Below are 2,070 nucleotides of genomic sequence, written 5' to 3' on the forward strand. Positions count from 1 at the left end.
CATTTGGCCCCGAAACGGTCAGTGTCGCCATGTCCGGTGTGGCGTTGTGGATGTAGACGGCGCCGCGGCCAAAACGGTCCTGGCGCCATTCCTCCAGCCGCGCATGGACGGCGGCGACATGCGAGGACGAGCACGACACGACGAAGCGATGCTCGTCCAGCCGCACCAGCACGCCGTCGTCGAAGACCACGCCGTTCTCAGACAGCATGAAGCCATAACGGCAGCGGCCCGGTTTCAATGTTGACATGGTGTTGTAGTAGAGGAAATCGACGAACGCCGCCGCCTGCGGCCCGATCACCTCGATCTTGCCGAGCGTCGAACCATCGAACAGCGCGACCGACTGGCGCGCACGTCGCGCCTCGTCCGCGATCGAACGTTCCGCGTCCGCGTTGCCGCCATAATGAGCAGGCCGCAGCCAGCCGCCATATTCCTGGAAGACAGCGCCGCTGGCGCGATGGACGTTTTCGAGCGGCAGCCGCCGTACCGGCGCCATCAATTCACCGACGCGCGCGCCGGCAAAGCTTGCCAGCGGCACCGGCGTGAACGGCGGCCGGTAGGTGGTGGTGCCGACCTCCGGCACCGTGCGGCCGGTAATCCCTGCCATCAGCGCCAGCCCGGGCAGGTTGGAGGTCTTGCCCTGGTCGGTCGCCATGCCGAGCGTGGTGTAGCGCTTCAGATGTTCGACCGAGACGAAGTTTTCGCGTGCGGCCAGCTCGACGTCCTTCACCGTCACGTCGTTCTGGTAGTCGATCCAGATGCGGCCTTTCGAGCCCGGCATCGGCCAGGCCGGGAGAATGCCGTCCGTCGCCTCCGGCCCGGTGCTGCGTGGTGTTGCCGCGTTCTCCTTGCCGGCGAATGCCTTTTCCACGCCGGCAAACACCTCCGACAAGGAGACCGCGCCGGCTGCGGCGCCGACCACGGCGATACCGCCGACCGGTTCGCCCGGCAGGAAGGCCGCGCGCGCATCGCTCCAGGCGAGCTTGCCCTTGGCCTGGCCGAAGAGATGGATGGTCGGCGTCCACCCGCCGGAGACCACAACGCAATCGGCATCGAACCTCGTGCCGTCGTCGAGCGTCACGCCGTCGACGCGCAGCTTGCCGCTGGCGGATGCGAGAGAACGCCCCTTGATCAGCCGGACATTGGCCGCCGCCGCAGGCGCGCCGTCACGCCGGATATCGACAAGCCTGACTTCGGCGCCAACCTCGGCAAGCGCCCCCGCCACCTCATAGGCGCTGTCATTGTTGGTGGCGACGATGATGCGGCGGCCGACCAGCACAGCGTGGCGCCGGAGATAGGCGAACGCCGCATCCGCCGACATGATGCCCGGCAGATCGTTGTTGGCGAAAGGCAGCGGCCGCTCGATGGCGCCGGTCGCCAGCACGATCTGGCGCGGCCTGACCCGCCACAGCGTATCCGGCCGGCCGTCGAGATGACGCTGGTTCAGCCCGACCAGATTGTGGTCGTAAATGCCGAAGGCGGTGGTCGAAGGCAGGATGAGGTGACCGCCAGCGGCAAGCCCGGCAATCGTCTCCTTGCCCCATACGGCCGCCGGCTTGCCGTCGATCTCCGCGGCACGATGGCCGAGCGATCCGCCGGGGCTCTGCTGGTCGTCGACCAGTGTGACGGTCAGGCCAGCACCGGACGCCAGCCCTGCCGCCGCCAGCCCGGCCGGTCCCGCGCCTACAACCAGCACATCGCAATGATGGTTGATCTGGTCGGCCATGCCGGGCGAGGTCCAGTCGGCGTCGACTGTGCCCAGCCCCGCCATGGCGCGGATGCGCGGCTCGAACCTGTGCCAGTCCGGCCACATGAAGGTCTTGTAGTAGAACGCGGCCGGGATGAAGCGCGCAAAACGGTCCAGGAAGGCGTTGCGGTCGGCCAGTGCGCTGGGCGTGGCGTTGACGCTTTTCGCCACCAGTCCGTCGCGCACCGGCTCGGTCGTGGCGCGGGTGTTCGGCGTCGCCCGCGTGCCGCCGAGATCGACCAGCGCATTTGGCTCCTCGACGCCGGCGCCCCATATGCCGCGCGGCCGGTGGTATTTGAAGCTGCGGCCGACGACCGCGACGTCAC

General features: G+C 68.2%; 1 protein-coding gene. It reads right to left on the minus strand.

The features are described from left to right. A partial coding sequence (locus EN994_RS28760; RefSeq protein WP_127308023.1) for an FAD-dependent oxidoreductase occupies nt 1-2,070 on the minus strand: 2,070 nt, incomplete at both ends.

This window comes from Mesorhizobium sp. M7A.F.Ca.CA.002.09.1.1, from assembly GCF_003998555.1.
Taxonomy (GTDB): Bacteria; Pseudomonadota; Alphaproteobacteria; order Rhizobiales; family Rhizobiaceae; genus Mesorhizobium; species Mesorhizobium ciceri.